34 protein-coding genes are annotated in these 25,135 nt (G+C 59.5%); 18 read left to right on the forward strand and 16 right to left on the reverse strand.

The window, feature by feature from the left end; translation table 11 throughout:
• Nucleotides 1-130: 130 nt before the first annotated feature.
• The gene (locus ACH2DG_RS12710) at nucleotides 131-1,414 is read left to right on the forward strand and encodes a tyrosine-type recombinase/integrase (protein ID WP_395026550.1); all 1,284 of its coding nucleotides are present in this window, start codon (nucleotides 131-133) and stop codon (nucleotides 1,412-1,414) included.
• Here ACH2DG_RS12710 and ACH2DG_RS12715 read toward each other — a convergent pair.
• The 16 genes from ACH2DG_RS12715 to ACH2DG_RS12790 form a co-directional block, all read right to left on the reverse strand.
• A complete protein-coding gene (locus ACH2DG_RS12715) occupies nucleotides 1,371-1,649 on the reverse strand; it encodes a helix-turn-helix transcriptional regulator (RefSeq protein ID WP_395026552.1) in 279 nt (92 codons plus the stop codon). The genes ACH2DG_RS12710 and ACH2DG_RS12715 overlap by 44 nt on opposite strands.
• Nucleotides 1,650-1,654: 5 nt before the next feature.
• Nucleotides 1,655-1,819 carry a hypothetical protein gene (locus tag ACH2DG_RS12720; protein WP_395026553.1) on the reverse strand — a complete coding sequence of 55 codons (165 nt, stop codon included), beginning with the start codon at nucleotides 1,817-1,819 and terminating at the stop codon, nucleotides 1,655-1,657.
• A 1-nt stretch (nucleotide 1,820) separates the two neighbouring features.
• Nucleotides 1,821-2,321 (reverse strand): hypothetical protein, encoded by a 501-nt coding sequence (locus tag ACH2DG_RS12725; RefSeq protein WP_395026555.1) that lies wholly within the window; start codon nucleotides 2,319-2,321, stop codon nucleotides 1,821-1,823.
• Complete coding sequence (locus ACH2DG_RS12730) at nucleotides 2,318-2,998, reverse strand: hypothetical protein (RefSeq protein WP_395026557.1); 681 nt, start codon at nucleotides 2,996-2,998, stop codon at nucleotides 2,318-2,320. The genes ACH2DG_RS12725 and ACH2DG_RS12730 overlap by 4 nt, the downstream gene beginning before the upstream one ends.
• Entirely contained in the window at nucleotides 2,999-4,510 is a 1,512-nt protein-coding gene (locus ACH2DG_RS12735) for a hypothetical protein (protein ID WP_395026558.1), read from the reverse strand.
• Nucleotides 4,507-5,568 (reverse strand): hypothetical protein, encoded by a 1,062-nt coding sequence (locus ACH2DG_RS12740; RefSeq protein ID WP_395026559.1) that lies wholly within the window; start codon nucleotides 5,566-5,568, stop codon nucleotides 4,507-4,509. The genes ACH2DG_RS12735 and ACH2DG_RS12740 overlap by 4 nt, the downstream gene beginning before the upstream one ends.
• Nucleotides 5,565-8,036 carry a ParB/RepB/Spo0J family partition protein gene (locus tag ACH2DG_RS12745; RefSeq protein WP_395026561.1) on the reverse strand — a complete coding sequence of 824 codons (2,472 nt, stop codon included), beginning with the start codon at nucleotides 8,034-8,036 and terminating at the stop codon, nucleotides 5,565-5,567. Before ACH2DG_RS12745 ends, ACH2DG_RS12740 begins: the two co-directional genes overlap by 4 nt.
• Nucleotides 8,026-8,214 carry a hypothetical protein gene (locus ACH2DG_RS12750; RefSeq protein ID WP_395026563.1) on the reverse strand — a complete coding sequence of 63 codons (189 nt, stop codon included), beginning with the start codon at nucleotides 8,212-8,214 and terminating at the stop codon, nucleotides 8,026-8,028. The genes ACH2DG_RS12745 and ACH2DG_RS12750 overlap by 11 nt, the downstream gene beginning before the upstream one ends.
• Complete coding sequence (locus ACH2DG_RS12755) at nucleotides 8,211-8,690, reverse strand: hypothetical protein (RefSeq protein WP_395026564.1); 480 nt, start codon at nucleotides 8,688-8,690, stop codon at nucleotides 8,211-8,213. Before ACH2DG_RS12755 ends, ACH2DG_RS12750 begins: the two co-directional genes overlap by 4 nt.
• Nucleotides 8,687-8,902 carry a hypothetical protein gene (locus tag ACH2DG_RS12760; RefSeq protein ID WP_395026565.1) on the reverse strand — a complete coding sequence of 72 codons (216 nt, stop codon included), beginning with the start codon at nucleotides 8,900-8,902 and terminating at the stop codon, nucleotides 8,687-8,689. Before ACH2DG_RS12760 ends, ACH2DG_RS12755 begins: the two co-directional genes overlap by 4 nt.
• Before the next feature lie 10 nt (nucleotides 8,903-8,912).
• Complete coding sequence (locus ACH2DG_RS12765) at nucleotides 8,913-9,170, reverse strand: hypothetical protein (protein WP_224153240.1); 258 nt, start codon at nucleotides 9,168-9,170, stop codon at nucleotides 8,913-8,915.
• Nucleotides 9,171-9,184: 14 nt separating this feature from the next.
• Entirely contained in the window at nucleotides 9,185-9,334 is a 150-nt protein-coding gene (locus ACH2DG_RS12770; protein ID WP_395026566.1) for a hypothetical protein, read from the reverse strand.
• Between the two features lies 1 nt (nucleotide 9,335).
• Complete coding sequence (locus ACH2DG_RS12775; protein WP_395026567.1) at nucleotides 9,336-9,464, reverse strand: hypothetical protein; 129 nt, start codon at nucleotides 9,462-9,464, stop codon at nucleotides 9,336-9,338.
• Nucleotides 9,461-9,769, reverse strand: a complete 309-nt coding sequence (locus ACH2DG_RS12780; protein WP_395026569.1) for a hypothetical protein — start codon at nucleotides 9,767-9,769, stop codon at nucleotides 9,461-9,463. The genes ACH2DG_RS12775 and ACH2DG_RS12780 overlap by 4 nt, the downstream gene beginning before the upstream one ends.
• 369 nt (nucleotides 9,770-10,138) lie before the next feature.
• Nucleotides 10,139-10,651 carry a hypothetical protein gene (locus ACH2DG_RS12785; RefSeq protein WP_395026570.1) on the reverse strand — a complete coding sequence of 171 codons (513 nt, stop codon included), beginning with the start codon at nucleotides 10,649-10,651 and terminating at the stop codon, nucleotides 10,139-10,141.
• Nucleotides 10,652-10,669: 18 nt separating this feature from the next.
• Nucleotides 10,670-11,476 (reverse strand): helix-turn-helix transcriptional regulator, encoded by an 807-nt coding sequence (locus tag ACH2DG_RS12790; RefSeq protein ID WP_395026572.1) that lies wholly within the window; start codon nucleotides 11,474-11,476, stop codon nucleotides 10,670-10,672.
• 83 nt (nucleotides 11,477-11,559) lie between these two features.
• Between ACH2DG_RS12790 and ACH2DG_RS12795 the strand changes: the two genes are divergently transcribed.
• The 17 genes from ACH2DG_RS12795 (at nucleotide 11,560) to ACH2DG_RS12875 (ending at nucleotide 25,131) form a co-directional block, all read left to right on the forward strand.
• Nucleotides 11,560-11,808, forward strand: a complete 249-nt coding sequence (locus ACH2DG_RS12795; protein WP_395026573.1) for a helix-turn-helix transcriptional regulator — start codon at nucleotides 11,560-11,562, stop codon at nucleotides 11,806-11,808.
• A gap of 164 nt (nucleotides 11,809-11,972) precedes the next feature.
• Nucleotides 11,973-12,467 carry a phage regulatory CII family protein gene (locus tag ACH2DG_RS12800; protein WP_395026575.1) on the forward strand — a complete coding sequence of 165 codons (495 nt, stop codon included), beginning with the start codon at nucleotides 11,973-11,975 and terminating at the stop codon, nucleotides 12,465-12,467.
• A complete protein-coding gene (locus tag ACH2DG_RS12805) occupies nucleotides 12,464-12,799 on the forward strand; it encodes a hypothetical protein (RefSeq protein ID WP_395026577.1) in 336 nt (111 codons plus the stop codon). Before ACH2DG_RS12800 ends, ACH2DG_RS12805 begins: the two co-directional genes overlap by 4 nt.
• A 3-nt stretch (nucleotides 12,800-12,802) precedes the next feature.
• Nucleotides 12,803-15,511, forward strand: a complete 2,709-nt coding sequence (locus tag ACH2DG_RS12810) for a VapE domain-containing protein (protein ID WP_395026579.1) — start codon at nucleotides 12,803-12,805, stop codon at nucleotides 15,509-15,511.
• A 389-nt stretch (nucleotides 15,512-15,900) separates the two neighbouring features.
• Nucleotides 15,901-16,296 (forward strand): hypothetical protein, encoded by a 396-nt coding sequence (locus ACH2DG_RS12815; RefSeq protein WP_395026581.1) that lies wholly within the window; start codon nucleotides 15,901-15,903, stop codon nucleotides 16,294-16,296.
• Nucleotides 16,283-16,738 (forward strand): hypothetical protein, encoded by a 456-nt coding sequence (locus tag ACH2DG_RS12820; protein ID WP_395026582.1) that lies wholly within the window; start codon nucleotides 16,283-16,285, stop codon nucleotides 16,736-16,738. Before ACH2DG_RS12815 ends, ACH2DG_RS12820 begins: the two co-directional genes overlap by 14 nt.
• Before the next feature lie 125 nt (nucleotides 16,739-16,863).
• Entirely contained in the window at nucleotides 16,864-17,238 is a 375-nt protein-coding gene (locus ACH2DG_RS12825; RefSeq protein WP_395026584.1) for an HNH endonuclease, read from the forward strand.
• Nucleotides 17,239-17,479: 241 nt separating this feature from the next.
• Entirely contained in the window at nucleotides 17,480-18,025 is a 546-nt protein-coding gene (locus tag ACH2DG_RS12830) for a phage terminase small subunit P27 family (protein WP_395026585.1), read from the forward strand.
• 15 nt (nucleotides 18,026-18,040) lie between these two features.
• The gene (locus ACH2DG_RS12835) at nucleotides 18,041-19,771 is read left to right on the forward strand and encodes a terminase large subunit (RefSeq protein WP_395026586.1); all 1,731 of its coding nucleotides are present in this window, start codon (nucleotides 18,041-18,043) and stop codon (nucleotides 19,769-19,771) included.
• Nucleotides 19,768-21,018, forward strand: coding sequence for a phage portal protein (locus ACH2DG_RS12840; RefSeq protein WP_395026588.1), 1,251 nt, complete (start codon nucleotides 19,768-19,770; stop codon nucleotides 21,016-21,018). The genes ACH2DG_RS12835 and ACH2DG_RS12840 overlap by 4 nt, the downstream gene beginning before the upstream one ends.
• Nucleotides 21,018-21,665: an HK97 family phage prohead protease gene (locus tag ACH2DG_RS12845; RefSeq protein ID WP_395026590.1), complete on the forward strand. Its 648-nt coding sequence runs from the start codon at nucleotides 21,018-21,020 to the stop codon at nucleotides 21,663-21,665. Before ACH2DG_RS12840 ends, ACH2DG_RS12845 begins: the two co-directional genes overlap by 1 nt.
• Nucleotides 21,662-23,071, forward strand: coding sequence for a phage major capsid protein (locus ACH2DG_RS12850; protein ID WP_395026591.1), 1,410 nt, complete (start codon nucleotides 21,662-21,664; stop codon nucleotides 23,069-23,071). Before ACH2DG_RS12845 ends, ACH2DG_RS12850 begins: the two co-directional genes overlap by 4 nt.
• A 63-nt stretch (nucleotides 23,072-23,134) precedes the next feature.
• Nucleotides 23,135-23,536, forward strand: a complete 402-nt coding sequence (locus ACH2DG_RS12855) for a hypothetical protein (RefSeq protein ID WP_395026592.1) — start codon at nucleotides 23,135-23,137, stop codon at nucleotides 23,534-23,536.
• Between the two features lie 3 nt (nucleotides 23,537-23,539).
• Nucleotides 23,540-23,857, forward strand: coding sequence for a hypothetical protein (locus tag ACH2DG_RS12860; protein ID WP_395026593.1), 318 nt, complete (start codon nucleotides 23,540-23,542; stop codon nucleotides 23,855-23,857).
• Nucleotides 23,858-23,859: 2 nt separating this feature from the next.
• The gene (locus ACH2DG_RS12865) at nucleotides 23,860-24,201 is read left to right on the forward strand and encodes a head-tail adaptor protein (RefSeq protein WP_395026594.1); all 342 of its coding nucleotides are present in this window, start codon (nucleotides 23,860-23,862) and stop codon (nucleotides 24,199-24,201) included.
• Nucleotides 24,194-24,754, forward strand: a complete 561-nt coding sequence (locus ACH2DG_RS12870; RefSeq protein WP_395026595.1) for an HK97 gp10 family phage protein — start codon at nucleotides 24,194-24,196, stop codon at nucleotides 24,752-24,754. The genes ACH2DG_RS12865 and ACH2DG_RS12870 overlap by 8 nt, the downstream gene beginning before the upstream one ends.
• Nucleotides 24,754-25,131: a hypothetical protein gene (locus tag ACH2DG_RS12875; protein ID WP_395026596.1), complete on the forward strand. Its 378-nt coding sequence runs from the start codon at nucleotides 24,754-24,756 to the stop codon at nucleotides 25,129-25,131. Before ACH2DG_RS12870 ends, ACH2DG_RS12875 begins: the two co-directional genes overlap by 1 nt.
• Nucleotides 25,132-25,135: the final 4 nt, after the last annotated feature.

Here is a 25,135-nt window from a genome sequence, read left to right on the forward strand (position 1 = left end):
CATGTGGTTTGCGCGGGTCTGCACTGGATAGAATAGCGTAGGAAAAGAGAAGTTCTTTAAATCATCCTACGCCGGTGCGGTTGGTGTGCAATAAATCCTACGCCTGGCTATATATATCTAATGGTACGCCATGACATTTGATGCACGGGCAGCAAAGCTGCTGAAACCGGGTGAACATATTACCGTAACTGATTCCCCGGGCTTGCGGTTAGTGGCTGGTAAGACGCGCCGGTCGTGGATTTATAGATACAAGTCACCACTGACCGGGTTAATGAAACAGGTGGCAATCGGCCAGTGGCCTGCAGTGTCATATGCAGCGGCCGTGGCGGCCTGGGAGGTGTTGCGTGATCAGCGCGGGGAGGGCCAGGCTGTTGTGTCGCCAGCCAAGGCCAAGGCGAAAGCCGCGCGGCCGCAGCCGCCTAGTCGTGGGGATACCGTGGCCGACATCGTGCAGATGTACATCACGGAGCACATCGAGAAGCGCCGCAAGCCCAAGGGCCAGGATGAGATCAAACGACTATTCAAGAGGCACATCACGCCCAAGTTTGGTGCATTGCGCGTGCCCGAGGTGAAGCGAGCGGATGCCTACGATGTAATCAGCGTGATGGAGGACACCCCGATCCAGGCCCGCATGCTCAAGCAGGAGCTGGGAGCGGCCTGGGATCTGGCTATCGATTCCGGACGGGTGCCGGAAGAGACGCCAAACCACTGGCGGCAGATATTTAAGGGGCGGCTGCGTAGTAAGGGTCGGGTGCGCCTGGGCAAGTACGTAACGGCCAAGCGCGTTCTAAGCGATGAAGAGGTCGGCCAGGTGCTGCGGTGGATGCCCAATTTCTCGCGCCAGGTGGCTGACGTGCTGCAGCTCTATCTATGGACGGCCATGCGTGGCTCCGAGATCTGTTCGCTGCGGGGTGAGTGGGTGGCCGAGGAAGCTGATGGGTGGTGGGTGACGGTGCCAGTCGAGATGATCAAGATTGAGGGGCATGATGCCGCATACGATCATCGTGTGCCGCTGATTGGGCGGGCGCTGGAGATTGTGTTGCGCCGGAAGGCCGAGAAGGGTGATGGCTGGCTGTTCCCGCGTGTGCGGAAAGTGGAGCGGCATTTGCCTACGAATCAGAAGTCAATCGCTACTCAGGTATGGAGCAAGCAGCCCTACGGCAACAATCCAAGCGAAAAGGGAAGGGCAAAGCTGCCGGTTTCTGAATGGGCCCCGCATGATCTGCGTCGTACCACGCGCACGCAGCTATCTAAACTGGGATGCCCGCGTGACGTGGCCGAGGCGGTAATCGGGCACATGCCCACGGGCATCGTAGGCGTGTATGACCGGCACACATACGACAAAGAGCGGCGTGAGTGGCTCGCCATCATCAGCTCTCACTATGAGGCGCTGGCTGCGAGCGCGGCCCCCTAGCGCGGTTCTTGTGGCCGGTGTTGGGGGGCGGTAGGTTGTCAGCCTTGGGGCGCTTGCTTGCCCATTCGTACAACTCTTCCACCAGCCAGCCCACGCGCCTGACTGAGAGCGAGCGCGGTTGCGGGAATGTCTTGTCTTGCTTGAGCAGGTCATTGAAGGTGTCCACGCCAATGGCGAGGTAAGCCGCTGCGTTCTCGCGGTTCAGGTAGGCGGGTGTAATGGTCACAAAGGTCATGGCTGTTACTCGTCTTGTTCTTGTTGTGGGGCCTGCTGCAGCACTTCGCGGCGGTAGCCATTGAGGGCAGTGCGCACGTCTGCACGCAACTGCAGGTTCTCGTCGGCCACCTCGCGCGCAAAGCGCTCCAGCGTTTCGCGCTGCCAGGTAGAAAAATCGGTGCGCGGCATTTCAGTCCACCAGGTCTACGTGCAGTTGTTCGGCCTTGATGTGCTCGGTGCCGTGCCCCATGCTCTTGGCACGGTGGATCACCTTGTTCTGCAGGCGGTGCAGTTCGCCGTAGGTCACATTGCGGATCTGGAACATGTAGTAGTACGCCATGTCATCTAGTGCGGCCAGCTCGGGGCCGCGCAGGGGCTTGGCATGCCAGCCGCTGGGCGTCTCGCACCTGTTGAAGATGGCGGTAGCGGCCTGTTGGGCTGCGTTGATCTGCTCGGTGAAGCCCTTCACGATGCCGCTACGCTCGATCTCCTGCGATATCTGCCAGAAGGTATTCAAGGCCTGGATATGCTCGCGCTCGTACCGAACATGGCGCAGCGCGGCCAGGCAGTCATCAAGGGTACGCTGGACGTTGGACAGCTCGTGCGGGCGCAGGCCAGATACGTGCTCATTGGCATGCGTGAGCGGGTTGCGCACCAGGCGCGGCTTACGGGGTTTGCGGCCGTGGGTCATTTGCTTTCCTTTGCAGGTTGGCTGAAACTGTTCTTCGGGGAAGCGCTGCGAGCCATGGAGATCGGTAAATCCCGAAACTCCGGTGGCGTGGAGTTACGAATCCGGGTCTTGTCTTTGCCGCCCACCAGCGCCATGCGACCGACGCGGCGGGCCTTTTCGTAGCCGTAGCGCTCGACCATTTCCTGCGTCGGGCCGCTGTCGCTCGGGCCCCAGGTCAGCTCTGGGAGGATCGGGTCATCAAACAAGAAGCCGTCGCTTCCCATCGTGACTACATATAACCAAGTCGCCTTGCCTGCAAAGTGCCCGTAGTGGCCCTGCCATACGCAGCATGTCCAGCCGCCGAAAGCGTCAGCTTTCACCCATCCGCCGGATGATGGTGGTGTGGCCAGTCCAAAGTACCGCCAAGCGTGCGAGTCCTTGGGGTGCTCAATGACGCCGCCGAAATTGCGTACCGCTGTCAGCGCTGAGGCAAAGCAGCCCTCGTCAGTGCCAAGACGAAACTGGTGAGGCTTGCGAGGGGCACCATGCCAGTAGCGACCCCAACGCTGGCACGGTGGGTGTGCGACAACTGGCCACGGCCCCGGATATGTGCGGGCGTCACGTCGTATATCCCAGGGATCGATACCAGCTAAATTGAAGTAGGCCCCATCGGTTTCTACATACAGAGCTGCGATCATTTACAAACCCTCCCGCTTCTGGGTTAGTGCTATATCAGCAGCCGCGCGCACGATGGCTCTGCGAGTGGCTGCATAGCCTCCCAGGTCGTTGACGCCAGTTTCAACACGTATGCCGCTGTCTCCGCAATTGCGTTGATTGGCGATCACGGATGTTTCGGTGTCAAACCACAAGGGCATGCGCAGCTTCACGGCTAGTCGTAGCGCATCGCCATCGTCCAAGAGAGGATCCCAGGATGGGTCGCCATCGACTACCCATTGATCCCATGGCAAGCCTGCAGCCCTGGCAGCAAGCTCCAACAGTTCCAGGTCGCTCACGCACCCCTTCCCTGATTTGGGTTGCGCTGCACGATAGTCGCGCCGCGCTGTTTGCACATCGAGCACAGAAGTAATCGCCAGTTTGAATGTGTCGCGGCATTTCTTGGCAAGTGCCTCGGGGATCATTCGTGCTTGGTTGCCGTCCGGGCAGCAATCGCGGTACTGGTCTTCAACCGGGCCAACATGGCCGCAACCTGGGCAGTAGCGGGTCAGGCGTTCAACTGGGGTGCTGGCCTCCTGCAAGTCTGCCGGAGTGGCGGCAAGAGCTTTCCGTACAGCCTCGAATGCCGTATCAACCCCGCGAGCCCATGCGAAATGCCGAGACTTCTCAATGGATGGATCGTGTGGGTTCGTTGGCCTTGGCAATGAATCAAGGTCGAACCGCGCAACTGCTGTCGGTGCCGTCCGTGCTGAAGCAAGCGATGCATCAATCGCAAACATCATCTCTTCGACCTGCCGCAAGGCATCTTCAGTGCCATAGGCGCTAGACCATCCATGCCAGCTGTCGCCCAGTACCAGGTCAAGCACCTTGACGCAGAAGTCCTCGGCTTCATCCCGCTCCCGTAGCGCATCGTCAAGGGCCTTCTCAATGTTGTCGGTTGCAGAGTCTGCCGAGAGCAAAGAGAGTGCTGCCCTGGCATCGGCCTCGCTGGGATAGGCCACCATCACGCAGTAAGTTGGTCGCTCTCCGCCGTCGTCACGCATGAGGCTGGCAGTGATCGCCTTATGTGGCACAGCAAAGGCTAAGGGCGTCAGCGCATCAGCTGGCGGGGCATGCACGCCTTTCGGGTTGACTTCTGTGCAGATTGCCGCCCAGGTGCTCTTGGCCCTAGCTTCAAGCGCCGTGCGGTCGCGCTCGCTCAAATTGCCGCCGGTCACAAAGTCCCAGTCGTAGCCGTTGGTGAGCAGGCGCCACAAGGTGTTGGACTTGGGCGGCGTTGCTGTCAGCGCATCAGCGGGCTGGGCCGCAGGCGTGTATTCCGGCCACCCCATGATCTTGTGCTTGATGTAGTTGCCGACGCGCGCGGCCACGCCGCAATGCGCCTTGTCACGACCGTAGGTGGTGACATGCTCGCCGTGTGGGTCTGGGTCATCACCCACGCGGCGCGCGATGATCACCACCTGGTCGTAGCCGTAGCTGTCGGCAATTTCCTTGGCGGCAGATATTGGAATCTCCAACATTTGGCGGTTGGTCATGCTGCACCATCCTTTCCCGCGCGGGTGTCCAGTCCGGCTTCTCGGCGTGCTTCTTCGCGTGTCTTGCCCCGGTAACGCACTGCGCAATCCACCCAGGTAGCCCTGTCGGCGGCAGATGGCTTAGCAACTCGCGTATAGAACGTGTAGCCGCCCATGCATTGCACACCATGCCAGCCGCCCGCGTGTGCATCGCCATGCAAAGCAAGTGCTGTCTCGCCGTGGGCATATCGCACCAGGTCGCCTGGCTGCGGCCAAGTCGTAGGCACTGCGGGGGCTAACCCAGTGGCTTTTATGAAGATCTGATAGTTGCCGAGCGGGAGTTTCTCCACGGCCTCCCAGATATTGCTGATGCTGCTGGCCTTGAGTATCTCTCCGGCGTCATATTCGTACATGTAGACAGACAGCACTCCAACCGGCTCGGAAAGCGCTGTCTGATTGGCAGGTTCCGGCTGAGCTGGGGTTTGTTCGCCAGTGCTCAGGCTATGGCGGGCTGCATACTCGGGCCACAACTCTTCGTGGCGGCGCAGGTATGCAGCGCGTGCCTCAACTGGGTTCATAGGCACGATCACCTGCTCGGCCGGATCGATGCCGTCCAAGCTGTGCCAACTGCCGCCAATGGCTGGCATCAGGTCGCGCTGCTCAGTGCGCAATGCGATCAGGTCGGCGCGCTTAACTGCATCAGGCATTGGCGAGAAAATGCCCCTCTGGAACAGGATCACCGCCTCGATCTCGCGCTCAAGCTTTTTGTACTCGGGCAGCAGTTTCTTGAGCGGGCTGGACACATCGCCCATCACAGCCTCTACATCGTCGTGATGCAGTGCCTGGTATGCCAGCTCTGGTGGCACCAGGTGCGACACCAGCACCGCGTGCTGGGCCACGCTGTAGAAATTGCGGCTGTGGCCGGTGAAGCGGCAGAGATTGGAGAGTGCGTGGGCCACGTCTTCAACACTCACCGCAGTGCGGCCTGGTTCGTCGAAGTGAAAATAGACGCCGCTGGCGAGCAGGATGTTTGGGCCAATGACGGCCTCGCGGGCTGCGAATTCGTTGGTGTTGCTCATTGCACGATCTCCAGATCTTTGATGTTGAAGGACTGCACATCAGGCAGACCGCGTTTGATGACGCCAGGGAAGGCCACACGCCAGACGTTTTGCTTCGCGCCAACGGAGTAGCGCAGCTCGCCTTCCTGGCCGCGCAGACGGTCATACTTAGGAGCGATGTCAGCATCGGCCTTGATGCGCACCTTTGCGCCTTCCTTGAATACATCGGGATCTGCGGGAGAGGCGGCTGCGGCCGGAGGTTCGCAAGGGGTCAAGTGTTCCCGCGTTGATGAGAAAGGCGACCTGTCTGGAATGTTGATCAGGTAGTCGTCGCGCACCTTTGAGTACACCTGGCCGCGTTCGCCGCGCAGCTTCTTGTTGCTGTGGGTGTTGTTGACGATTACCCATGTGCCAACAGTCAATTGCTCGCCGCTTGCGGCGTGCGTGTCCGCAGGGGGCTTGGTCGTAGGGAACGGCCAAGCAGCGGTAGGAGAGGGCGCTGTCGCAGGCTGGGCGACAGCCACAGCCTGCGCATCGTCATCCTGCGCGGCCGCAGCCGCGCCTGATATGTCTTCCTGACCATCACCCGTGCTCTCGGCCGCGCCAGCGGGGCTTTCTGCGGCTTGCATGGCTTCGGCAATTTGCGCTCTGGCAAACCCCTCGCTGGTTTTCGGCGTCTCGCTCACTTGGGCCTTGGCTCCCTTCTTCCCCCCGCGCCCCTTCTGCGCTTGCGCAGCGGGGGTAGGGGTAGAGGCGGCTTCCTGGGGCTTCAATGAATCATCGGAAAGCGTACTGAGTGCAGCTTTTTTGGCCTCCTGCTGCTTTTTAGTAGCTTTAGCGGCGCGCTGATTGGCTTTGATCTGGTTCTGAAACGCAGTTACATCAACACCGCATTCAGCAGCGATGCACATCAGCACAGCGTTTTCAGAATCCCTCACCCAAGTGCGGTGCGTGCGGTCTTTCCAGACCATCAACTGCATCAGTGCAACGTCTGCGTAGTCGTGATCCATTGCCCAGTCGATAAGGGCCTGCTGCGGGGCAACCTTGCCCAGCTCCAGCACATCGCACAGCTGCCGGATAGATTCGGCATCCAAGGCATTGATCTGCTGCTTGCATAGTGATTCGAGCAGGGTGCGGGGGATGGCTTCCCAAGACACTGCCTGCAGCGCAACCTTGTGAATCAGATCCTTGGCCAGATCCTTGCGCCACTTGACCTCGTATGCCTGCTGTTCCTTTTGGGCCTGCTCGCGCTTCAATTCCTTTTCTTCGCGCTCGGTCTGCTCCTGCAGCTTGTCCTGGTGTTCCTTGGCACCCGCTGCCTGCAGCAGCTCCTGAGCCTGCTCGGGGCGCAGCACCGCGATCAGTTCCTTGGGATCGTGGGGGTTGACGATCATGGTGGGCTTGATGCCCGAGCGCTCCATGGCCTTGCCGATGATCTTGCGCAGGGGCTTACCCTTGATGGGGATGTCCTTGTCGGTGTCCAGGCGCAGGTAGCCCGAGATCTCGCCGCTGTAGGCGCTGGGCATCAAGGCCTTGGCCTCGCGCCCGTCGATCACATCCAGGCCCTGGTCTTCCGCAGCCTGGCGAACCCGAGCGGCATGCAGCTCTTCCTTGTTGTGGAAGCAAGGGGGGTCTGTGCACACGTCTGCACTATCAACATCGGTGAACAGGTCGGGTTCGGCGCCCGTGCGCTTGCTGCAGTCGGTGCAGGCCCCGGCCTTGGGGCACAGCTCGGCATCCTTGCGATCAAAGGGCGCTTCCTTGAGCTTGAGCATGTAGTTGTTGCGCACATGCGCCGACACCTCGCGGGCACCCGGTGTAGATCCGTAGTAGTTGGTCTGGGTGGCGTACTGCAAGGCTTTGAGCTGCAACTGCTCAGATGGGATTCGGGCGATGGGGAGGGCGACCGAGTGATCAATCTTGCCTTCCCGCAAGGCCTCGCGTGCCTGCTCGCACAGATCCAGCAGCTTGAGACGGCCATAGATATAGCTGCGGCTCTTGCCCACCTCTGCGCCCAACTGGTCGGCGTTGATGTTCTGCGACTCCATCAGCTTTTCGTAGCCCTCGGCCTCCTCCAGCTCGGTAATGTCTGCGCGCTGCAGGTTCTCGATCACCTGGGCCTTGAGGGCCTGCGCATCAGTCAGTGGCCGGATCACTGCCGGAATCTCGGGCACCTCGGCCAACTGGCTGGCACGCCAGCGGCGCTCGCCGCATACCAGCTCGTACTGGGCTGGCTCGCGTTTTTCGGCGCGGGCCTGGGTCATTTCATCCTTGACGCGGGAGACTGGCAGTGGGCGAACCAGGATGGGCTGCAGCACGCCAGTGGCCTTGATGCTCTCGGCCAATTCCTGCAGCTTGGCAGGATCGAAGTGCTTGCGCTGGTTGGTGAGGCTGCGCGCAATGCTGAGCACAGGTACAGACTGCATCAAGGGGCCTGCGCCTGGTTGCGGCAGGGTCTGCGTTACGGTGTCATGCTGATCAGTTGCCATGATCTGCTCCGAGTTGATTGGTAGGTGGGGTGCTGTCGCAGGCCTCGTCGGGATCGCGCATGCCAGACATCACCGAGGCCTCGTAGCGCGTATAGCCTTCCTCGACCAGGTCGAGATAGCGCTGAGCGGTTTCGATATCGCAGCCGTTTTTGTCGGCAATGGATTGGGCGCGGCTCATCGTGGCGTCCCTCTCCAAACGAAATCGCCCTTGTCCTCGCGCATGGCAGGCTCGCTGTCCTGGCAGGGGCATTCATAGCCGCTCAGGTGATCGGCAACCGGACGCCAGAAATTGCGCACAAATCCATTCGGAACGTGGTTGTCTTCCTTGGCATCGGCAACACCAAACTCACTCAATACCCAAAGCGCGTCAGAACTTCTGCAGCGGCCGTGCTCGTGAGTGATGGTGATGTGGTACTCGGGCCCGAGATCCATTTCGCCGGGGGCTGGCTCGGGGTGCTCTACTGACGAGATCACATGGAAGCCGTCGCTGTGTTCCCAGCACTCCAGCCTGGTTGCCAGCGCCATCGATGAGAAAATTCCGTCCATGAAGCGTTCATTCTGGCGCGACCGCTTCCAATAGAGAGAAGCTGTCGCTGTGGGCTGCTTTGGGGCAATGACGCACGCAAGATCTGCGGCCAGGGTGATCGCCTTCATGCCAATGCTCCCTGAACATCGCCTGCCTGGGCGCCGTGGTGCAGCAGCACCAGCTGCAGGGACTTGCCCGCTTCCACCTCGCGCTGCATCTGCAGGCGCTCGGGCGCAGTGACGTGCTGCCAGACGCAGCAGTCAAACAGGCTGGATGGGGTCTTGTGCACGCCGTTGCACTGGGGGCATACGTGCAGCTGTGGGGTGGGTTGGGTACGCATGGTCAACTCCTTACAGTGGATAGCCCGCAGGCAACAACATCAGGTGCTGCTCTGCCAGGGCGTAGGACATGGAAAAATCGGTGTGCTCGGGCCGCTCGGTAGACAGCACCAAGGCACCGCGCACGGGGTGGTGTGCGGCAGTGGTGGCCGGGGTGTCTTCCGTCTGGTCGAGCACAAAATCAAGGCCGAAGTGCTGGCACAAGGCCTGGGCATTGGTGCGCATGCCGCTGCCCAGCGGCCCGTAGATCACGATGGATGGGTACGACATGCACGCCCCTTGCTTTAGAACTGCAGCGAGAGCGCAATGGCCGAGGCCGCGCCAACGGTAAAGGCGGTAACGCTGATCCACACAGCAAGCCATTGCGCGGCGCGCAGCAGGCGTTGCTTGGTGGGCGGGTAGTAGGGGCCGTCGAGCTGGATAGGTGCTGGCATATCAGCGCTCCAGCACAGCCAGCACGGCGTGGTTGTTGAAGTGTTGACGGCCCCACGCCAGCGCGTCGGCATAGCTGTCGGCCAGCTTGGTGTGCATGCGGCCTGCGCAGATTAGTAAGTAGAGGTTCATGCCAGCACCCTGCGCCGCTTCAGCTCAGCAGTTGCCTGGTTGACCGCAGCAGGCACGCTGATGTGCAACAAGCCACCGTACTGGATTGCCTTCTTTTCGCACTGTTCGGCATCGCACAACAGTGCCCAGTAGCCCTCCCAGAGGGAGCTGCGGAGGGGTTGCTTCTTGACGGTGTCGTAATGCTTGCGGAGTACGTCCGCATGGCGGCGCGATTCATCCGCAGCTCGCAGCCAAGTGTCGTTTCCCGTGATCGTGGGGATTGCGCCCGCAGTGCAGACGTGTGTACTGGTAGATGCGGTGCTCATCGTGCCTGCTCCTGCTGCAGGCCAAGTGCTTGACGAGCATCGTTCACCAGAGAGGCAAGCATGCCTGCGCCGATGGTGGGACTGTTGGGATTCAGGCGGGCTACACGCTCAGCCAGAGCATGCAAGCGCTGGTTTTGGCATGTGCCGCGGGGGAGCGCACCGGCTTCTGGCGCACTTGCTGTTGCTTTCATCGTCTACCTCCGTTGGTGGGCTGAACGGCCCGGTAGACGATATAGTAGCAATGCTTCTTTAAAGAAGCAACAGCACAGCTTCTTTTTTTGTGGTTATCTGCTTCTTTTCTTGGCTGCGAGATGTTCGACGGCCGAAAAAAAACCCGCCTAGGCGGGTCGATTTCGCTGTGTAGGTAGTCTATTTTTTCTTCTGTGGCGCGTCCCACTTCAGGGATTCAGGGGTGCTGAACTCCAACACCTGATGTCCGTTCTGGTAGATGTTGACCTGTGCCAGAATTTTTTTGGCCTTTGTGGCTTGTGCAATGAATCGCTTGGAGTCCAGGATGAATACCACCGTGGAGTCGTGGTCTGCAGCTCCACCGCCCTTGAACGTTATTGGCTGGTCATCGTCAAATCTGACTTGTACAGTGCATTTGGTAGCGGCAGAACAGAGAATCTGGCCTTTGTCGATAGTTAGGTAGACATTAGTACCATTTTGAGGGTGCTTTTGTACATAGATGCGCCCTTTGTTTGCACCAGCGTACGGAAAGGCTAGAGCAAGCGAATTGCTGCTGGTTGCGATGGCATACTTTTCAGCCTTGCCAGTCATCTTGTCTACCTCATCTTGATATTTCCAATCTGCTGATGCGTGGGTGGAAATGGTGAGAAGTGCCGCGTATGCAAAAAGATGGTGGGGTTTGATTCGTTTCATTGGTTTATTGATGTTGGTTTAGAACTGCTCGCTTCTCCAGGCTGTGAGGATCTTGCCAAATAATTGAAACTCCATTTTCGCTGTGATGTCGAATGGGTCGTAGTCCTTGTTGAAGGACTTGGCGCGCAAAATCATTCCATCTTCAGTGGGGATGCGCTGGAGCTGCTTGATAAAGCCATGGCGTCCCACGCTGAAAAAGTAGACACCGTCAGTGTCCACACTTGTGACGCCTCGATCACACAGTAAAGGATCGCCGGGGTTAAAGCGTGGTTTCATTGAAGGGCCGAAGCCTGTCACGATGCACAAGTTGTCTGGATGGGTGAATACCGGAACATTCAAACGCAACCAGTGTTCATCAACATGCCAGCTCTTGATTAGGCCTGGCGGATTGTCTTCAAGTACAAAGCCTGGCCCCATGGCACCAAAGGCATCGTATTGGGGAATGATGACTTCCGAAGACGGGCCCACAGAAGGCGGCGGCATCTGTTCATGCGTGCCTATATGAAGCTGTGCCACTTCTTCAGCCGGTGAACCTGAACTGCTGCCCTGGGGTAGTCCGACTGCTGCAGCCTGGGCCGCAGTAGATGCAAGGCGGGGGCTGAAATCTTCAATGCTGCACTTGAGACCCCTGGCAAATCCAATAGCCGCCTTCAGACTAAGTGGACGTAATCCGCGCAAAAACTGCCCGACAGCACTTTGCGAGCCTATATCGAATTCCTCTCCAAACACCGCCTGGCCCGGGTGCTCTGTGCTGTTCCACAACGCGCGCAGGCGCATTGCCTCTTGAGCCGTCACATCAGCAATTGGAGCTTTTTTTTCTGTCATACAGCAACAGTAGCGTAGCTACTAATAAAAGCAAAAAAGCAATGCTGTTGCCCACGACAAGAAGCAATGCTACTATATGGGTTATGAGCAACATCAAATGCATTCGTCTGGCCCTTGGCTACACCCAGCAGCGGTTTGCCGAGGGTATGGGTTGTACCCAAAGTGCCGTGGGTCAGTGGGAGCGCGGTGAAAGCTCGCCATCAATCGATGTTGGGAAGCGAATCGTGCAGCTTGCAACTACTGCGGGCGAGTGTGTTTCGCTTGATCACATCTACGGGTTGCGCGAGTGGAAGCCGATGTCTGCGCCGCCAGTTTCCAACCATCCCAGCTGATAGCCAGCGCCCGGTTGCGCCGCTTGTGTCTCCGGCGGCCAGGGGCTTTCCAGTTGCTCCAGATCGCGGGCGCTGGTGCTGGGGTGGTTTTTATTGATGGCATGGGGTGGACTGTGACAGTACAGCGGCCCGGTGCCTATAGCGTTTTTTAAGTGGGGGTGGATATGTCGTCATTGATTGATGGGGTGCGAAGGGCGGCTCGCAACTATCCAGGCGGGGTGGACGCTGTAGCGCTGCGCCTGGGCAAGAGCCCGAGCACATTGGAGAAAGAGTTGCGCGGTGCGCCTGGCTACAAACTCGGCTACGAAGACGCGCACGACATCATGTTGTTGTGCCGTGACGTGGGTAGCGAGCACGGTCTTGACGCGTTGAATGCGCAGGCAGATAGCTTGGGCGCGGTTGTAACCCTGCTACCTGAATCGGTAGACCCTGGTAGCTGCACGGGTGCGTTTGTGGCGAAGCTGATGCGCGAATTCAGCGACGTGATTGCAAGCCTTGGCGAGTCGCTCTCCGACGGCGTTATTACACCGAATGAGATGCGCAAGATTGAAGGTCAGTGGGCCGAAATGATTGCAGCGGGTCAAACGGTACTGCGCAACCTGAAGGCCCGCATGCGGGCAGCCATGGCCCGCTGGTCAAACGGTGGAGGTGCCGAATGATGGAAGCCGCCATTCACACACCCATTTGCGGCCGTCCTGCCGGTGAAGTCCGCCAGGCGCTGCTGCAGGCATGCGAGCAACTTGTTACCCCCGAACGTGCGCCCACGGTGCGCGAGCTGGCCCTTGCCGCCAAAGTGAGCGTGCAGGCAGCTACCGACACAGTGAAAAATCTCAAGCGCGCAGGCCTGCTGACCATTGTGCGCAAGCGTCGCGTGTCGTATCGCAACAAGCCAGTGGCCGAGTATGTGCCAATCAACCCATGGGCTGGAGGCTTGGGTCATAGTGCAGGATCTGGCGCGCTGGCGGCAGTGTTGCAGAGCTGGAGGCGGTAAGCGATGCATCCAAAGGGGGAATTGCCGCCGATCAAGTACAAGGATCTGGCCGATGCGCTACTTGCCCGCATGGATACCTTGCTGCCTCGCTGGTTGCCCGGTGGGATGCGTGAAGGGGAGGATTGGAAGTGCGGCGACTTGAGCGGTGCCAGTGGCCGCAGCCTATGCATTTGCATGGTGGGCGAGCGAGCTGGGCGTTGGTTTGATCACGCCACCAGCGAAAAGGGCGGGGACTTACTGAGTCTGTACGCTGCCATCCATGATCTGAGCATGCCCAAGGCCGCACTGGCCGTTGCAGCAGAAGAGCGGCTGGAAGATGTTGCGGGCATCGTGCGGCGTGGCAACACGCCAGTGCCTGCACCTCGGCCACCAGCACCGCCACCACCTCCTGCAGCCCCGGTGAAGGAAAAAGAAAAATGGCGAACGCTGGTGCCTGTACCAGCCGTCGCACCGAAGCCAAATTTCAGCCACCACAACTACCCAGACAGCGCACGCCAACACGTCGCGGAATACCGCGTGGGCGATGTGCTGTATGGGTACGTGGTGCGCTTTCTGCGCAGTGGCGGAGAGAAGATCACCATGCCCTACGTGTTCGCGCAAAGCGAACGCAATGGGTCAATGAAATGGGTGTTCAAGGGCTTTGTGGAACCAAAGCCCCTGTACTTTCCGCTCGGAAAATTGCCGGTGGAGGGGCAAACGGTTGTCCTGGTCGAGGGCGAGGTGAAGGCCGATGTGCTGCAGGCCACGCTTGATGCCTATGCGCCTGGTACGTATGTGGTTGCCAGCTGGGTGGGTGGCAGTCAGGGATGGAGCAAATGCTCCTGGGACTGGTTGCCGACCTTCTGCCCTGTACTGCTCTGGCCCGATTGCGATAGTCACCGCGAGAAGCCGCCGCGCAAAGAGCTAAATGCCCTCAAGACGGAAGAAGAACGCCAGGCGCTCAAGGATGCGCAACCCTATTTGAAACCAGACCAGCAGCCCGGCGCGCATGCCATGTTGGGCATTGGCCGTCTGTTGCATGAGCGAGGTCTGTCTGTACAGCTGCTGCGAGTGCCGTTCCCTGGTTCCAAGGAAAGCGGCTGGGATTGCAGGGACTACATCGAGAAAGAGGGCTGGTCGGGCGAGTACATCGTCAACAGCTTCTTCCCCAAGGCCTATGTGCCTGGCTGGGATGCCAAGCCTGCCGAGACACCGGCGCCAGAAAAAAAACGCGATTCCCCCGTTAGCACGGGAGGCGGTGGTAATGGCGGTGCGGGGGGCGATGAGCCGCCTGGTGATGAGGACGATGGTGACGGCGGCAGGCCCTGGTGGCTGCGCCCATACTGGGACTCGGAAAAAGAGCGCTGGATGGTCTCGCGCAAGCTGGTGATCGCGGCGCTGGAGCATGACAAGGCGGTGTGCGAGGTGCTGGGCTACAACGAGCTCACAAACAGCGTGCAGTGCCGCGTGGCCTGGCCCTGGAAATACGCCAAGCCCGGTGATGTGCGCGGCGCTGATAGCCTGCTGCTGGGCAAGTACCTGACCGATACCTATGGCCTGCCATCCATCCCGAAGGCGGCGCTGGAAGAAGCCATTCAGACGGTGGCCTATACCCGGCGATTCCACCCCATTCGTGATTGGCTGATTGGGCTGGAATGGGATGGGAAGCCACGCGTTGATAAATGGCTAATCCATACCTTGGGCGAGTCACCTGATAGCCTGCGGCCCAAACTCATGGAGTACCTGACGCTGGTTGGCCGCTACTGGCTGCTGGGCATGGTGGCCCGGGTGATGGAGCCTGGTTGCAAGTTCGATTACATGCCCGTTCTGGAAGGCGAGGGCGGCCTGCGCAAGTCTACTTTGGTGGAGACGCTGGCGAGCAGTGCCTATTTCAGTGACACGCCTTTCGATGTGAGCCGGGGCAAGGAAGGGCAGGAACAGGTGCAGGGCCTGTGGATCTACGAGATCGCAGAGCTGACCCATTTCAGCAAGGCCGAGGTGGGCGCCATCAAGGCATTCGTGAGCAGCAAGGTAGACCGCTTTCGCGTGGCATACGGCGCTGTGGTTGAGTCCTTCCCGCGCCAATGCGTGCTGGCTGGTACGACCAATGAGGATACGTACCTGCGCGACCGCACGGGCAATCGGCGCTTCTGGCCTATTCCTGTTCGCCATGTGATCAATACGGAATGGGTGGCGAAAGCCCGGGCTCAGTTGTTTGCGGAGGCTTTTGCCCTGTACCAGCAGCAAGAGCGGTACAACCCGCTGCCCGAAGAGGAAGAGCGCCTGTTCAAACCTATGCAGGAAAGCCGCCTGGTTGAAACGGCCGTGGAGAGCGAGCTGCTGATGGTGCTGATGCGCGAATCGCTGCAGCACGGATCTGCGGCTGTGGTGAATAAGATGACTGAGTTTGTGACCATCGCACAGCTCACACACGCGCTCGGCCAGGACGCTGCCAAGGCAACCCCGGGCCTGCAGGCCCAGATCACCAGCTGGCTCAAACATGAGGGCTGGGAGCGCAAGAAGCGCCAAATCAATGGCGTGCGGGCCTGGGGCTTTGAGCGGCCGCGCAACTGGCCCTCGGAGGGCGCTGTGGTTGGCCTGGATCAAGAGGACAGCTCTGCCGATCAATCAACCGATGTATCAGCGCAAGCGGAGGCCGGGGCACAAATGCCTGTGCCATCGCCCGCTGCTGCATTCCTGGATGCGCAGGACGGGATGAATGCACCCTTCTGATCGTCATCGTTATCAACCAGCGGCGCGCGATACGCGCTGCACCGCAGGCACCAGGGGAGGCGTGATTCGCGCTGGTGTGCCTGAATGGACGCGGGCCGGTGTTTGCCCTCGTTGCGGTGCAGTTGCGGGGAGCGGCTGCTGCTCTCCCATGACGTAGCACTGTAAGTGTCCAGTGTCCACGGTGTCCAACGAATTGCATGGACACCGTAGCTACTCCAAACCATTCGATTCGGTGGGTTGTAGCTGCTGCATTGCCTGCTTGGACATTGGTGTGTGTTGGCAAGGGCGCGGCTGCCAATGTGTGGGCGGGCGCATGCAAGGGTGTGGGCGCAGGCGCGTGCGCGTGGGCAAGCGACTACCTGTGATCTCTATATAAAAGGATGGACAGTATGGACACTAGGACACTCAATAAGGCAGAAGGGGCGGCAACTCAATCAGCACCTCTTATCCAGATCACGCCTGAAGAGCTGGCACGGCGTCTTGATCACATCAAGCGCAACATGCCTAAGACCTACGAGCTGATTGTGAAGAAGGCAGAGATGGAAGGCGGTGCGGTGTTCCGCGCTGTGCGCCAGGGCTGCATGGGTGAGCCCAATCGCTTCTGGGCCATGGAGGCGGGGCACTTCGCAGGGACGGCATTCAACATGCGCTCGGTGGAGCAAGAGGTGGCCTGGTCGATGGTGAACTTTGGCGATGACTGGGCCATTGTGTTTGATCCTGAACTGGACGGAGGTGAGCGGCCAGCCAGTGCAGGAGATGGGGGAGGCGGCAATGGCGCGCATTGAACGGATCAGGCAACGCCTGGACAACTGGGCGTTGTGGAAGTCTCGCATGCTGAGTGGTGGTAATGGCTGGGCCACGCGCAATGTGCTCGATGTTGATTGCGGTGTGTTCAATCGTGGCAGCTACAACGGCGCGATCATCCCGGCCTTTGATGAGGATGCGCAGGAGATTGATGCCGCCATCAAGGCCATTGAGACGGCGAGGCCCCACCTTGTGCAGACGCTGAACCACATCTACCTGCACGACCTCGGGGTGAAGCTGGCTGCTGTACACCTGGGTTGTGCCGAGGCCACGGTGCATGCGCGGCTTGGGCAGGCTGATGCTGCGATTGATATGTGGTTGCAAGACCAGGCAAAGGCCAAAGCACAGCGCCGCGCTGCCGTCGAGGCTGAGCAGCTGCAGACCAACATGCGTTGGAATGCAAATAGGACTTTTACACCTTAGAGACTTTGTGTACATTCCAGCTATCTTGTGATTGGTGTGTCTGAGGTTCCCCCCTCCACCTCATAAGCCCGTCACAGGTAACCCGCTACAGGCAACTGCAGCGGGTTTTTTATTACCACATCGCCATGCCCACTGCTGCCCCTCGTCCTTGTTCGCATCCTGGTTGCGGTGTGTTGGTGTCCGATGGCACTGGCCGGTGCGCGAAGCATCCGAAAGTGCAATGGAGTAAGAAGGTTACGGCCGCGAAGCGCATAACTGGCAGGCGTCTGCAGCAGCTACGTAAAGAGCTCTTCGAGCGCGAGCCGCTATGCCGCCCCTGCTTTAGAGCTGGCCGCGTCACCCTGGCAACGATGCGAGATCACATCATCGCTCTAGAGGAAGGTGGTCTTGATGAGGAATCAAACGTGCAGCCCATATGCGCCGATTGCCACGATGCAAAGTCTGAGGCCGAGCGTGCCCGTGGGGTGCAGCGTGCCTGGTCTAGCTATCGCGAGCGCTGATTCGCCTGCACGGTGCGCGCTTTATACCGTGCAAGCGAAAAAATTCGGCACAACCATGGCTGAAAAAAAACCGATGCGGCAAGGGCGCTGGAAAGAAATTTCGTGTTGCGGAGGGGGTAGGGGGTGGAAAAAGTTCTTAACCCGCTTGCTGGAAACCGACCGCCCCCCACATTTTTCATGCGCGCAGGTTTTGGAGGGGGGGTACCCCGATAGGAGATAGACCATGGGACAGAGAGGCCCAATGCCAAAACCGCCAGCTTTGCGGTTGCTTGAAGGTAATGCCGGAAGGCGCCCGCTGAATCTGGCCGATGGGGTCAACCCCAAAATCGAAATTCCGGCTCCGCCGAAACACCTCAGCCGAGAAGGGCGCAAAGAATGGAAGCGGATCACTCCGCTGCTGGAAGAGCTGGGCCTTGTCAGTGGCCTGGATCGCACAGCGCTTGCGCTGTACTGCCAGGCTGCTGGCCGCCTGGCAGAACTGGAAGAAGCATTCAACGGCAAGGTCAATCGTTTGATGGAAGAGCGAAACCTGGACTATCCCGAAGCCGTCTACCAGGCCAGCCACGCGGTTACGCCTAGCGGCTACGCCCAGCAGAGCGTGATGGTGCAGCTCATCAAAAACCATCGTGAACAGGTCAATCGCTATTTGCAGCACTTTGGCCTCAGCCCTGCTGCTCGTGGCCGGGTCTCACCCAGCAATTACGTGCAGCCGACATTGCCGGGCATTGACGCTGCACCTCAGGCTCCTACTGGCTTCGCGGCTTTCGCGGTGGTGGGTGGCCCGTAACCATGAACCACTTGCATGATCAACAAGCACATTGCCGCAGCACAGCGCTATATGCGCGATGTGCAAAGCGGAGCTGTGCCCGCATGCAAGTGGGTGCGCCTGGCGGTGGAACGCCAGCAGGCCGACCTGGCCCGAGCGCTCAGTGCGGATTGGCCCTACGTCTTTGATCACGCCCGCGCCGCTCGCCCGTGCGAGTTCATTGAGCTGCTGCCGCACATCAAAGGCAAGTGGGCCAAGGAAGGCAGGCTCATCGAGCTGGAAGACTGGCAGTGCTTCATCATTACGACCGTCTTCGGTTGGGTGTCAAAGAAGGTAGATCCGGTCACTGGCAGGGAATCATGGGTACGCCGCTACCGTGAGGGCTATGTAGAGGTTCCTCGCAAGAATGCCAAGTCCACGCTGTCCAGCGGGCTGGCACTCTACATGCTCAGCGCTGACGGCGAGCATGGTGCCGAGGTGTACAGCGCAGCTACCACGCGCGACCAGGCGCGCATCGTGTTCGATGACAGCCGGGCCATGGCCGAGCGTGTGACGGATCTGCGCACCTACCTCGGCGTGGCCTTCATGCAGCACAGCATCACGGTTGCGCACACGGCCAGCAAGTACACGCCGCTGGCCGCCGAGGGCTCTACGCTGGACGGCTTGAATGTGCACTTTGCGGTGATCGATGAGCTGCACGCCCACAAGACCCGCGCGGTCTATGACGTTATCGACACCGCGCGTGGTGCCCGCGAGCAGTCATTGTTGTGGAACATCACCACAGCAGGCACAGACATCGGAGGTATCTGCTACGAGCGACGCACGCACACGACCAAGGTGCTGGAGCGCGTTATCGATGATCCGGCATTGTTCGGAATCATCTTCAGCATCGATGCCGGAGATGACCCCTTTGCGCCCAGCAGCCATGCCAAGGCCAACCCCAACTACGGCAAGTCGGTGCTCGAAGACGACATGGCTGCAGCGGCCCGCAAGGCCAAGGCCATGCCGAGCGCCCTCAACAACTTTCTCACCAAGCGCCTCAATGTCTGGGTGAATGGTGAGAGCGCCTGGATGGACATGCGCGCCTGGGAGGGCTGCGCCAAGCCTGGCGTCAGTATGGACGACATACCGCGCGATGTGCCGGTGTGGTTGGGCCTGGATCTGGCCGAGAAGGTGGACTTTGCTGCACTGGTTGCTGTCTACCAGATGAACGGCCAGTGGCATGTGTGCACACGTCTGTACTTGAATGAAGTGGCGGTGCAGAACAGCCCCAATGCGTACCTGAGTGGTTGGGTCAAGCAGGGCCATGTTGTCGTCACCGACGGCAATATCACCGACTTCGATGTGATCGCAGATGACATTCGCGCGCTGTGCAATCGCCTCAATGTCCAGGAGGTTGCATATGACCCGGCGCTGTCGCGCTACTTTGCGCGGCAGCTGCTGGACGAAGGGTTGCCTCTGGTCGAGATCACCCAGCGGGCCATGTTCTTTACAGGCCCGTTGATCGAGGTCGAGAACCTGGTGCATGAGGGTCACCTGGTGCATGACGGCAACCCAGTGATGAACTGGATGATGAGCAATCTCGTCGTCAAGGTCAGCAAGTTCAATGAGCTGCGTTCACCTACCAAAGAGCGCCCAGAAAACAAGATTGACGGCGTGCTCGCCATGCTCATGGCGCTCGGTCGTGCGCTGTCAATTCCCGTAGTCGATACCAAAGCCCGGCAGGCGAAAGCCTTCTGGGATTCATTTGCAGAAGAAACGACATGAATATCATCCGCCGTTCCCTCCTGCACGCTGCAGGCTGGGTTTTGAAGGGCACCGATCTATCGCTCACAGATCCGCAAGGGTGGGGCGTGCTCGGTGCAGGCCGCACCTGGGCCAACATCAGCGTCAGCGATACCACGCAGCTGCAGATCACGACTGCCTGGTCAGCGATTCGTCTGATTGCTGAGACCGTTGGGACGTTGCCGCTCCATCTTTACCGCACCACCAGCAAGGGGCGCGAGAGAGCCAAAGACGATTCGCGCTACGCCCTGGTGCGCTGGCAACCATGCGAGTACCTGACCGCTCCCGAGTGGAAGGAATCCATGGTTGTCAGCCTCGCAACGCTGGGCCAGGCCTACAACCCGATCACGCGGTTTGAGAGCACAGGGCGTGTGATCGAGATCCAGCCTGTGCACAAAAGCCGTGTGCAGCCCGAAGTGCGGCGCGATGGCAGCGTGATTTACTGGCTGACTGATCGCCATGGCGCGCGCCGCCAGCTCACGCGCCGCGACATCATGCCGGTGCGTGGCTTTGGTGGCGTCGGGCAGCTGGAGGGATTCGCTCCGCACCAGATCCACAGCAACAGCCTGGGCCTGTCGGTGGCGCTGGAAAAATATGCGGCCGAGTTCTTCGGCAGCGGTGGTCAGCCCCTGGGCATCATCACCGGCGACTACGACCCGGGCGAAAAATCGCGTGATCAGTTCCGCAAAAGCCTGTCCAAGTACATCCGTGAATCGCGGGAGAAGGGCGAGCATCCCTTCTTCGCTGATGGAACGAAGTACACGCCGATCAGTACGACCAACAACGACTCGCAGTTTATCGAGGCGCGCAAGCTGCAGATTGCAGAGGTAGCGCGCATCTACCGCGTGCCATTGCACATGCTAATGGAGACCGACAAGGCCAGCTACAACAACACCGAGCAGGCGAACAAACACTTTCTCGATTACACGTTGCTGGCCTATCTCACGCGCATCGAGGCCAGCCTCAACAGCTGCCTGCTGGAACCTTCCGAGCGCGCAGCGGGCATGTATTTCGAGTTCGATGTGAACAACCTGCTACGTGGCGACAGCACCGCGCGTGCCGACCAGTACCTGAAATTGCGCCAAGCCAGTGCTATCACCGGCAACGAGATTCGGGAGCGTGAAAACCTGCCGCGCGTTGATGGTGGCGACGATCTGTATGCACCTCTCAATATGGCGCCGCTCGATCTGCTGCGCGAGCACTTCAAACCCAAGGAAGGAGATCAATGATGGAGCGCGTCATTGCACCCATTGAACTGAAAGAAGCCAAGGCCGATGGAAGTTTTACCGGCTACGCGGCGGTGTTCAACAACATCGACCTGGGCCGCGATGTCATCATGCCTGGCGCCTTCACCAACGTGAAGACCACGCGCGATGGCCAGGTACGCATTGCGATGTACCACGACCTCAAGAAGCTGGCAGGCAAGGCCAAGTTTGAGCAGGACGACCATGGTCTGCGTGTTGAAGGCCAATTGACACTCGATGTCAGCTATGTGCGCGACTCCTACGCATTGATGAAGGAAGGCGTGCTCGATGGCCTCTCTGTCGGCTTCGACATTCCGTATGGCGGTGCCACTTTCGAGGATCGTGACGGCGACTATGTCCGCATCATCAAGGAGGCGGTGCTGTGGGAATTCTCGCTTGTCCCATTCGGCATGAACCCGGAGGCGCTGATCGACAGCGTCAAATCTGCCGCAAAGAACATCAAGGATTTCGAGGCGCAGCTGCGTGGCCTCGGATACAGCCAGCGCGAGGCCAAGGCCTTGGCGTCTGGCGGCTTCAAGTCGCTAGGTCACCGCGACGGTGATCTGGACAGCGTGACGCTGGCAGACGAATTCAAGAACCTCGCGCATGCATTTGATTGGAACCCGAAATGAAAAAGCTCACTATTACCCGTACCCATCTCTCTTTGGGCCTTCTGGCCGTTGTCGGCATTGCAGCTGCGCTGTCTGCGCTCGGCCTGCCCATTGTCCCGCCTGAGATGCTTTCGCATCTCGCCATTGCTGGCGGCATGCCAATGGCCTTGACCGGCGAAATCGGCGGCGATGTCCGCAAGGCCCTGGAGCATCTGACCGATGTTGCCAAGGTTGCAAAGGAAGCAGTAGGCGATGTGCGAAAGTCGCACGAAGCACTGGATGGGCGTGTGGCAAAGCTGCAGGAGGAAATCACTGCAGGCAAGGCAGATGCAGTTTCCAAGGCCGCATTTCAGGATGCCGTTGACAAGGTCGATAAGTCTGAAAAGACCCTCGAAAAGCTCAACACCGAAGTAACCGAGCTGGCCCGCAAGGCCGCAAACCTGCTGGGCGGTAATGCGGATCAGCGCAAGAGCCTGGGCCAGCTGGCTGCAGCATCCGAAGTGTGCAAGACCTATCGCGGTGGTAACGCCGAGCTGGTCACCATGAAAGCGCCGCTCTTCGGTAAGGCAGCGGTCACCAGTGCTGCAGCCAGCGCGGGTGTTCTGATCCAGCCCTACCAGGCCGGTATCGTGGTGGGGCCTGATCAGCCGCTGACTGTGCGTGATCTGTTCCAGGCAGTGAGCATCAGCTCCAACGCCATCGAGTGGGTGCAGGAAAAGCTGTTCACCAACAATGCTGGCCCGCAAAACGGTGAAGGTACGGCCAAGAACGAATCGGCCCTTACTTTCGAGAAGAAGACCTCGGCAGTTGAAACCATCGCGCACTGGATTCCAGCGAGCCGCCAGGTGCTCTCGGATGCGCCGCAACTGCAGGGCCTGATCGATGGGCGTCTGCGCTTCGGCGTGAAGCTGAATGAAGACACGCAGATCCTGTACGGCGATGGAACCAACGGGCATTTGCTGGGTGCAGTCCCGCAGGCTACGGCATTCAGCGCTGCGGGCATGCCTGTGGTGCCTGCAGGTGGCGCGGCGCACACCTCCATCGACTACCTGCGTTGGGCATTCCTGCAGGCGTCCAAGGCGCTGTACCCCGCGACCTTTGCGGTGCTGAGCCTGGAAGAGTGGGCCAAGATCCAGATGCTCAAGACCACGGACGGAGCCTATATCTTCGGCACTCCTACCGATGGTGCGGCACCTCGGGTCTGGGGCAAGCAGATCGTAGAGTCGCATGGTATGGCGGCCGATGAGTTCCTGGCTGGCTCTGGCTTTGCAGGCACTGTGTACGACCGCGAGGAAGTCACTGTGCGCGTGGCCGAAGAGCATGCGGATTTCTTCGTCCGCAACATGGTTGCCATCCTGTGCGAAGAGCGCATTGGCTTCACCGTGGAACGCCCAGCAGCTCTGGTGACCGGCCAGTTCCCTGCGTAATCTCAACCACCTCAGCAAGCCGCCAGCCTTTGCGCTGGCGGTTTGCCTTCTGGAGATTCGGAAATGGAAATCGCAAAATCCTTCCGCCGCGATGGTGTTCTCTACCGTCCTGGCGATGCGCTGCCAGAAGGCTTGGATAAGGTCACACTGACCCACTACAAGCGCTACGGCATGATTGCTGAGCCCGAGGAAACCAAGCCTGCAGGGCCTGCTCGCCGCCGCTCACCCTCTCGTCCGGCCAACTCCAAGCCAACCGGGCCAGCGCAGACGCAGAGCCTGCAGCCTGGTTTGCAGGCTGACGGAAGTGGTGCGCTACAACCCGTGCATACGTCTGCACTCGATGGCACTGTCACTGATGCAGATGGTACGCAGCAACCTGTGCACACGTCTGCACTCGATGGTGATGCTTCTGATGGTGGTGTGCAGGAGCCTGATCCCGCTGCATCTGCTGCGGATTCGGAGTAGTCCATGCCAGCGGTCAAGCCTACAAAGGAAGAAGCGCTGCAGAGGCTCAGGCTCGATGATGGGCTGGCAGGCGATGTAGAAGGCGCAATCGAGCAAGCGCATGCGCAGACTTTGAAATACCTTGATGGCCCCTTGTTTGCTACTCAGGAAGCGGCCGACGCAAGTGGTAATCCAAAGGCAATTTTGTGTACTGCCGACATTGTCGCGGCACAGCTTGTCCTTGTTGATGTCCTGTGCGGGCCTAACAGCGTGGAAGATCAAGACAGAAAGCGCACTGCTGCATACAACATGCTGCGGCTGCATCGCAATCATGGGGCATAGCCATGCACAGCCAGGAACTTGATAAGGTCATAGCGGTCGAGCACCTTGTGATAACCAAGGACAGCAGCGGCGGCATGAAAAAGCAATGGTTACCATTGTTTCCACGGGTGTTCGCCAGAGTCAGTCATGAGTCTGGCTCGGTATCAGATGCCACCGCGCAGGGCGGCCAAGTCGCTATTGCCGTTACCAAATTTCGCGTTCATGCGCGTGACGGCCTGGCAGATCCCGCAACGCTGCGAATTGTGTTCAAAGGACAGCACTACTACGTCACTCACATCAATCCTGTCTTCGAGCGGGGGGAGTGGCTGATGATCTCCACCACCACGAGCAAGAACCATGGCTAAAACCGAAATCCTGGGGATTGGCAGCCTGAAAGCCGACTTTGGCAAAGCCAGGGGCGATGCTCCCCGTTTGGCCCGGCGCGTAGTCGTGGCAGGCGGGCGTGTCCTCAAGGATGAGGCCAAGTCCATTGCACGGGCTAACGGCAGTGTGCGCACTGGCGCGATGGTCGAGAACATCGCCATTAAACGCGAGAGCAAGGCAGGGCCGGGAATTGAGCAATACAACCTGGGCGTGCGTCATGGGCGTGATCAGTCCAGGAAGGTGCGTAAGGCGGGCAATCGCAAGCTCTCGGTCAATGCCGATGGGCGCATCAAGTCCACACGCGACAATGATCCCTTCTATTGGCGCTGGGTCGAGCTGGGTCACAAAACCGTCAGCAGACGTAGTAACACCAAGAGGGGCAAGCAGTCCATTCGCAAGCGCCGCGCACAGTCTAGCGGTTGGGTCAATGCCAAGCCATTTATCGGGCCCGCGCTGGAGCGTAAGAAGACTGATGTCATTGCCGCCATGGGCCAGGCCGCAGCAAAGGAAGTTGAGAAACTAGGGCGCAAGTAATGGCAACGATCCACCAATCAATCACGGCCGCGCTTGCGGCCGTTCCCAATTGCTGGGCTGTCGAACTGCCAACCAACCCTGCGTTTCCGGCTGTTGTCTTCGATGTCGAGACGGAGCCAGAAACGGGCTGGTGCATGAATGGCGGCTATGACAGTCACGAAGTGCAGATCATCGTGCTTGCAGACACCCTGGAAGAGCTGGATGCGCTGATCCCTACAGGCCCCGATGCCGCCCGGCATGGCGGCCCCATCCGCACCGCCATAGAGGCCATGGAGTATTTCCAGTATGAGGCCAGTTGCGGTGATGCTGACTATGAACCCGATCCCAGCAAATACGGCAGACACCTGACCGTGTGGCTGCGTACCCCGCGTTTTTAACCCA

The sequence above is a fragment of the Comamonas odontotermitis genome (genome assembly GCF_040396735.1).
Classification (GTDB): domain Bacteria; phylum Pseudomonadota; class Gammaproteobacteria; order Burkholderiales; family Burkholderiaceae_C; genus Comamonas; species Comamonas odontotermitis_C.